This is a genomic window from Flavobacterium sp. (genome assembly GCF_039932285.1).
Lineage (GTDB): Bacteria > Bacteroidota > Bacteroidia > Flavobacteriales > Flavobacteriaceae > Flavobacterium.
The window spans coordinates 1-6,776 of the sequence record NZ_JBDTQE010000104.1 but is presented as its reverse complement, the minus strand read 5'-3'; the positions used below and the strand labels follow the sequence as shown (position 1 = coordinate 6,776).

Sequence of the window (6,776 nt, the reverse complement as noted above, 5' to 3'; positions counted from 1 at the left end):
TAGCAGAAAATATTTAGTTCCGAAGCTCGCAACTGACAGCAAGCCACGGGACGTTGGCAGAAATGCAAAAAAAAATCGTTCCTTGAAAGAAAAATCTCTATTTTGAGATATAAAATCTTGATTCTAAAAGTTACTAAGTCTATTGACTTTACTATGTTCGTAGTCAGAGTTGGATTGTCTATTAACCCAAAATTAATATTAACAACCTTAAAAACAATGATTATGAAAAAAATAGAAAAAATTAGTTTAATCGAAATAAAAGAAAGAATTATGAATTTTATTAAAAGTATGGTATTAGGAGTCGCATTCGTGGAGAAAGACGGTCTTACTTCTGACTATAAAACATAGAAAAAAATAGAAACTTAATAACTGAATTCAAGACTGAATGCGAAGGGAGGTTCGATTCCTCCCTTTCTCCGCCAAAATAATAAATTATGGAAATAAAAAGTTTTAAAATTTCGGGCGATTCAACTAAACGACAATGGGCTGTTTATTTATTCATTGCAACGCCAAAAAATGAAAATGAAAGTATAAAACTTTATGTTGGTAAAGTTGGAGATAATCGTGATGGATGCAATCCTGTCATTTCCAGAATTGGGAATCATTTTTCGTATAACAAAATTCATTCTCAAATTAGAAATAAAATTGAAAAAACTGATGAATATAATTATGAATATTTTTATTGTCATTTCGGAGAATATGAAAATAATATTGAAGCAAGACTTGAAAGTAAACAAAAGATTAATGAATTAGAAAGAGAACTGAATCGAAAAATTCAAATTAAAATTTTTGGTGATTTAAATTACGTATTATTAAATCCATTCAGCGGAAAGTATGTTACAAAAAGTAAAAAATTGAGTAGAAATATATTGAACGAAACTGAAATGAATACTTTAGACAAACTAATCGAAAATGCACTATCTGCCAACAGCCGTTTGGCGTGATTGGGGGTTTAGTGGAATTAGCGTTTTTTTACTACATTTACGTTAAGCCGAAAATACTCGGTTTCAAAAGTCCCCAACCACGCCAAGCGCCAAGACGTTAGCCGACATACGTGCGCGACGAAAAACTTTTGGAATAATTATCCCGATATGGGAACTTTTGTTTATCTTTGTCAAAAAAGAAATTTTGAGAGTAGTTGCAAAAAAGATATTACGCGATTTTTGGGAAGTTCATAATGATTGTGAACAGCAACTTACAGCTTGGTTTCAAGAAACGAGTAAAGCGCTATGGAGAAATCCAAATGAAATAAAACAGGAATATCCAAGTGCAAGTATTTTAAATCACAATAGAGTTGTTTTTAATATTAAAGGAAATAATTACCGATTGATTGTAAAAATCAATTATGATTATCAAATGATTTGGATTCGTTTTATTGGAACTCACGCAGAATATGACAAGATTAACGCTAATGAAATTTAATTGTTTATGAATATTAAACCTATAAAAACAGAAAATGATTATAATCAAGCCCTTGAAAGACTTGAAATAATATTTGACGCAAAATTGAATTCACCAGAAGGCGATGAATTAGAAGTGCTTGGGATTTTAATTGACCAATTTGAAAATGAAAATTTTCCAATCGGTTTGCCTGACCCGATTGAAGCAATTAAATTTAGAATGGAACAAATGGGTTACAATCAAACTGATTTAGCAAATATTGTAGGTCTTAAAAGTCGTGCTAGTGAAATTTTAAATCGAAAAAGAAAACTTTCATTAGAAATGATAAGACAACTTCATGAAAGATTACATATTCCAACAGATGTTTTAATTCAAACTTACTAAATATGTACGTCGGCTAACAGCCGTTTGGCGAGATTGGGGTTATAGTGGAATTAGCGTTTTTTATCATATCTTCGTTTCGGCAGAAAATACTCTGCTTTAAAGTCCCCAACCTCGCCAAGCGCCAAGACGTTAGCAGCAACCACCCATGAAATCTCAAAATATTAGATAATGAATGAAATCGATGAAATTCTTAAAAAGTATGATTGGCCAAAAAAAGAAATAATAGAGAACTTAAATTTTGGAGAAATTGAAAGTAAAATAGGATTTGAATTGTCGAAAGATTATAAAACATACCTTCAAAATTATTCGTCTTATGAAACTGAAATTGGAGAACAATTTTTCAATCTTTGGGATTTTGCAAATCTGCTGAATTATAATGAAGATTATGAAATTTTTGAGAATCTTAAAATGACAATTGCAATCGGAAGTAATGGTGGAGGAGAATTTATTGGTCTTGAAAAACTTGTTGACGGAAAAATTAGAGTGGTACTTTCTCCTTTTATTGACTTAGACAAAGAGTATCACATTGAAATTGGGAATTCATTCACTGACTTTTTGAAAAGAATGGACAACGGAGAGAAATGGTTTAAAGAAAATGAACCGAAATAAAATGGCAGCTGCTAACAGCCGTTTGGCGTGATTGGGGTTTTAGTGGAATTAGCGTTTTTTTATTACCTTTACGTTAAGCCGAAAATACTCGGTTTCAAAAGTCCCCAACCACGCCAAGCGCCAAGACGTTGGCAGTAATATTACCGCAGAATCGAAAAATTCAAGAAAATAAGGCAATTTTATTAACAAAGAATGATAAACGAAAATCCAAATTTAAAACTTTTAAGTATTTCTGTAATTTATACTTTATCTACAATTTTTATGTGGATTTTGTCTAAAAATGATGAAAGCGCTTCTCTTGGATATTTATTTATACTTGTAATAATTTGGGCTGTTTTGACAATTATTACAGGAATTATAATTTGGAAAGACAAAATAAAAATAAAAAAATGGAATATATTAATTCTTATATTTTGTTCTCCAATTCCTTTTATGTTTTTTCTTTCAGCAACTTCAAAAGAACCAATTGTAGGAACTTGGGAATATAACAAAAACGAACATCGCATAAGAGAGATAACATATAAAAACCGAAAAGAATATTCATCGAGCGTTAGTAAAACTTCCGAAGAATACCCAATTCCTACAGATGAAAATTATCATCTTGATAGTATTGTGCGTTATGATAAAAATAGTAACATAATAAAAACCGAACGTTATAAATAAAAATACTACTGCCAACAGCCGTTTGGCGAGATTGGGGTTTTAGGCTTAATTTAAAAATGGTTTTGTACTTGGAAAATTTGTGTTTAATGGAAAAATCTCGCATCTTTACTCCCCAACCTCGCCAAGCGCCAAGACGTTAGTGGCAACTTATTAACAAATTAGACGAATTAAATGAAATTATCAAACTTTTTTTACATTACATTACTTCTTTTTTCACTGTCAGCTAAATCTCAAAGGGAAAAAGATGTCATCGAATCTTTAAATATAAAGTTGGCAACTTTCTCAGTTTCAATTGCTGGTCAAGATACTTTTTATCAAATAAAAACAGAAGAATTTGGAAAAAAAATAGTTCTGGAATTGTTTTATGGTAATGAACTTTTATCAAAGACAGTATTTTATCGTAATCAATTTGATAGAATAGAAACATCAATTGCTCCAGCCGGAAATCTAATCTTAAGCATATTTACTAAAAACGGTAAGATGAGTTATATTTCTATTCAAGAAAATAAAGAAATTCTAGTTACTGAGCAAAATATACCTCTTAAAACTTCGGAGGCAGAAGCTCAAAGTATTAAAGAATCATTTGAAAACTTGTTAAAATAAATAAAGGCGAAACAGAACCTAAAAGAAAGCTGCCACTAACACACGTTTGGCGCAATTGCGAATTTTGTGGTAAATTCACGTTCACGTTTCGCAAGAAATATTATCTTAGTGGAAAATAATCAGTTCCGAAGTTCGCAACTGACGCCAAGCGCGGGAACGTTGGCAGCAATTTAACACACAAAACTTGAAATGATTACAATTAAGATAAAAAAACAATACAAATCAATAAACTTATGTGAATTTGAGCTTCCAGATTTTTCAGTCTTAACAGGTTTAAACGGAAGTGGAAAAACTCATTTATTAGAAGCTATCTCAAATGAAGAATTCAGCGATGTGTCTGTTAATGGCAAAAAAATTTCAAATATTCGATATATTCCATTTAATGGATTAAATTCCATAATTCAAGAAGATTGTGACCCAACTTCTATTACTCAATGGATAAAAAATTTTTGGACTCAACTTCAAAATGCAATAAAAAGGACAACAACATCAAGAGCTGCCTTAGTTGAAAGTAATTTATATGCCTATTCAGGTGATGCAAGTTTTAAGAAAATTGGACCAAAAATAATCCCTAGAATTCAAAAAAAAATAGAAGAAATAACCGAAAATGACATTGCCGACAATTTTGATATTTCAATGATGGCAGAGAACGATTTTTTTACTGCACAATTTGCTTTAATATTCAAAAATTATCATCGCCTTTTAGAAGAAAACAATATTAACAAATATTATGTAACACAAAATCTTATTCCTACATCGCCAATTTTGTCTGATGAAGAATTTAATAAAAAAAATGGCTTGCCACCTTGGGATTTTGTAAACAGTATTCTTGAAGAAATTAATGTCCCATATGAAGTAAATTCACCATTGGGAACTAGAACGGATTCTAATTTTAGTTTTAGATTAATTGACAGAAAAAATGGAACAGAAATCTCTTCACAGGACTTATCTACTGGTGAAAAAGTTTTGATGTCTCTAGCCCTAGCTATTTACAACACTAAAGGAGATAGTAACAAACCTGAATTTTTGTTAATTGACGAACCTGACGCAGCGCTACATCCATCAATGTCGAGAAAAATGGTTAAAATATTGAACTATAATATTGTTACTTTGAGTGAAATTCCTGCGATAATAACTTCACATTCTCCAACCACTATTATTTCTTCTGAAGGGATTTCCATTTATCAAATGGAACGTGGAAATCCTATACCAACAAAAATATCAGTACAAAAAGCTGTAGAATTACTTTCCAGCGACATACCTTTTCTAAAAATTTCAAATGATCAAAGACGACAGGTATTTGTTGAAAGCAAATATGATGTTACATATTATGAACTTATAACTAATATTTTATTAAGAATTGATACTATAAATTGTGAGCCAATTTATTTACCCGCACGAACATCAAATGGTTCAAACTGTACTGATGTAATTGAAGTTGTCAAAAATTTATTTGACAATGGTAATGACCAAATATATGGCATAATTGATTGGGATAAGGAAAATGAAACCAAAGGAAGAATTATAGTTTTAGGAGAAAACGAAAGATATTCAATTGAAAATTATCTTTTAGACCCTTTAATGATGGGATTACTTTTCATAAGAGAAGCAAAGATATCAATTTCAGATTTTGCATTACAAAATATTTCTTCTTATTCTGACCTACGTGACTTAACAGAAATTGATGCACAAAAGATAATAGATTACGTTTTATCAACTCTTAATTTAATGTCTGCAAATATTGTCGAGTACGATCTATATAACGGTTGGAAATTAAATGTGACGAATGAGTTTATTGTTTTTCAAGGCCACGATTTAGAAACGCTATATAAAAACAAATTTCCTTTTTTAAATGTTTACCAAAGAGAGGATGCTCTTAAGAAAGATATAATACAAAAAATAATAAATGACTTTCCTCAATTTACCCCAAATAGAATTTTCGAGACAATCAAAAAAATCATCTAAACTGCTGCCAACACACGTTTGGCGCAATTGCGAATTTCGTGGTAAATTCACGTTCACGTTTCGCAAGAAATATTATCTTAGTGGAAAATAATCAGTTACGAAGTTCGCAACTGACGCCAAGCGCGGGAACGTTGTGTGACATTTTACCGCACGAAAACGAAAATTGAAACGAACGGGTTCGCTGAAAACCGCATTTTGAAAGAGTAAGCAAATAGAAAACATAGAAAATGAAAAAAATTATTTTAACACTTGCATTTTTGCTAATTACAGTTTTAGGTTATAGCCAAAAACTAACTTATTCAAAAGATTACAATGGAAATACAGTTGCGAAAGACCAATATGGAAATATTGTGGCAACAGGTTCGACAAATTATAATGGAGATTTTGTCTGGAAAGACCAATATGGAAACGTAATAAAAACAGAATCTAAAGATTATAACGGAAATACAGTTTCAAAAGACAACTATGGTAATAGACAAAGTACACAATCGACAGATTACAATGGGAATGAAGTTGTAAAAGACCAATACGGAAATGTAATTTATACTTTATCAAAAGATTATAATGGAAATATTGTTAAGAAAGATAACAATGGAAATATTTTAGGTACTTATAAAAAGGATTACAATGGTAATTTAGTATTTTATCCAAACAACTAACATTATGAAAAACATTTTAACTATTATCATTTTAACTATTTGTAGTTATAGCTTTGCGCAAACAAATCTGAATGTTACAGCGAATTACAGAAAAACACCAAACGGAACTGCCAAAGAAAATTTTACTTTTGATTTTAATACAAATTCAGGGAAATTATTAATGACAGATAATGATTTTGGAACAACAAAAGAGTACTTAATTAAATTTAAAGAAACTATGTATGATAATGGTAGTCTTTTCAACATAGTATATCAATCTGATGCTGTCCAAAATGTTTTACAAAATAGAAGCAAATCAGATAATGGTCTTTTTGCAGTTTTTTATGATGAGAAAAATGGAAATATATTAGGCGTAAAAGTAGTATTAGTTTCTACTGGAGAAGTTGATGTATATCTTACTGAAAAAGGAAAATCAATGATGAAATAAAAACGTCACACAACAGCGGTTTCAAGAAATGGCGAAAAATGTGGTAAATTCACGTTTTTCTTTCG

Annotated in this window: 10 protein-coding genes; all 10 read left to right on the top strand. The window is 30.4% G+C overall.

What is annotated here, in order from left to right; genetic code table 11:
* Nucleotides 1-102 precede the first annotated feature (102 nt).
* Nucleotides 103-348, top strand: a complete 246-nt coding sequence (locus tag ABI549_RS13085) for a hypothetical protein (protein WP_348076907.1) — start codon at nt 103-105, stop codon at nt 346-348.
* An 86-nt stretch (nt 349-434) separates the two neighbouring features.
* On the top strand, nt 435-944 hold the full coding sequence (locus ABI549_RS13080; RefSeq protein WP_348076906.1) for a hypothetical protein: 510 nt from the start codon (nt 435-437) through the stop codon (nt 942-944).
* Nucleotides 945-1,128: 184 nt separating this feature from the next.
* Entirely contained in the window at nt 1,129-1,422 is a 294-nt protein-coding gene (locus ABI549_RS13075; RefSeq protein ID WP_348076905.1) for a type II toxin-antitoxin system HigB family toxin, read from the top strand.
* A gap of 6 nt (nt 1,423-1,428) precedes the next feature.
* Nucleotides 1,429-1,785 carry a helix-turn-helix domain-containing protein gene (locus ABI549_RS13070; RefSeq protein ID WP_348076904.1) on the top strand — a complete coding sequence of 119 codons (357 nt, stop codon included), beginning with the start codon at nt 1,429-1,431 and terminating at the stop codon, nt 1,783-1,785.
* A 168-nt stretch (nt 1,786-1,953) separates the two neighbouring features.
* The gene (locus ABI549_RS13065; RefSeq protein ID WP_348076903.1) at nt 1,954-2,394 is read left to right on the top strand and encodes an SMI1/KNR4 family protein; all 441 of its coding nucleotides are present in this window, start codon (nt 1,954-1,956) and stop codon (nt 2,392-2,394) included.
* 192 nt (nt 2,395-2,586) lie between these two features.
* A complete protein-coding gene (locus tag ABI549_RS13060; RefSeq protein ID WP_348076902.1) occupies nt 2,587-3,057 on the top strand; it encodes a hypothetical protein in 471 nt (156 codons plus the stop codon).
* 171 nt (nt 3,058-3,228) lie between these two features.
* Entirely contained in the window at nt 3,229-3,660 is a 432-nt protein-coding gene (locus tag ABI549_RS13055; protein ID WP_348076901.1) for a hypothetical protein, read from the top strand.
* A 189-nt stretch (nt 3,661-3,849) separates the two neighbouring features.
* Complete coding sequence (locus ABI549_RS13050; RefSeq protein ID WP_348076900.1) at nt 3,850-5,625, top strand: ATP-binding protein; 1,776 nt, start codon at nt 3,850-3,852, stop codon at nt 5,623-5,625.
* Between the two features lie 227 nt (nt 5,626-5,852).
* Complete coding sequence (locus tag ABI549_RS13045) at nt 5,853-6,284, top strand: hypothetical protein (RefSeq protein ID WP_348076899.1); 432 nt, start codon at nt 5,853-5,855, stop codon at nt 6,282-6,284.
* A gap of 4 nt (nt 6,285-6,288) precedes the next feature.
* Nucleotides 6,289-6,711, top strand: coding sequence for a hypothetical protein (locus ABI549_RS13040; RefSeq protein WP_348076898.1), 423 nt, complete (start codon nt 6,289-6,291; stop codon nt 6,709-6,711).
* The last annotated feature ends 65 nt before the right edge of the window (nt 6,712-6,776 follow it).

Excerpts from the sequence above, each read along its gene's own strand:
- ABI549_RS13045 (WP_348076899.1), top strand. The coding sequence starts at position 5,853 with ATGAAAAAAATTATTTTAACACTTGCATTTTTGCTAATTACAGTTTTA.
- ABI549_RS13070 (WP_348076904.1), top strand. The coding sequence starts at position 1,429 with ATGAATATTAAACCTATAAAAACAGAAAATGATTATAATCAAGCCCTT.
- ABI549_RS13050 (WP_348076900.1), top strand. The coding sequence starts at position 3,850 with ATGATTACAATTAAGATAAAAAAACAATACAAATCAATAAACTTATGT.
- ABI549_RS13055 (WP_348076901.1), top strand. The coding sequence starts at position 3,229 with ATGAAATTATCAAACTTTTTTTACATTACATTACTTCTTTTTTCACTG.
- ABI549_RS13065 (WP_348076903.1), top strand. The coding sequence starts at position 1,954 with ATGAATGAAATCGATGAAATTCTTAAAAAGTATGATTGGCCAAAAAAA.
- ABI549_RS13040 (WP_348076898.1), top strand. The coding sequence starts at position 6,289 with ATGAAAAACATTTTAACTATTATCATTTTAACTATTTGTAGTTATAGC.
- ABI549_RS13080 (WP_348076906.1), top strand. The coding sequence starts at position 435 with ATGGAAATAAAAAGTTTTAAAATTTCGGGCGATTCAACTAAACGACAA.
- ABI549_RS13060 (WP_348076902.1), top strand. The coding sequence starts at position 2,587 with ATGATAAACGAAAATCCAAATTTAAAACTTTTAAGTATTTCTGTAATT.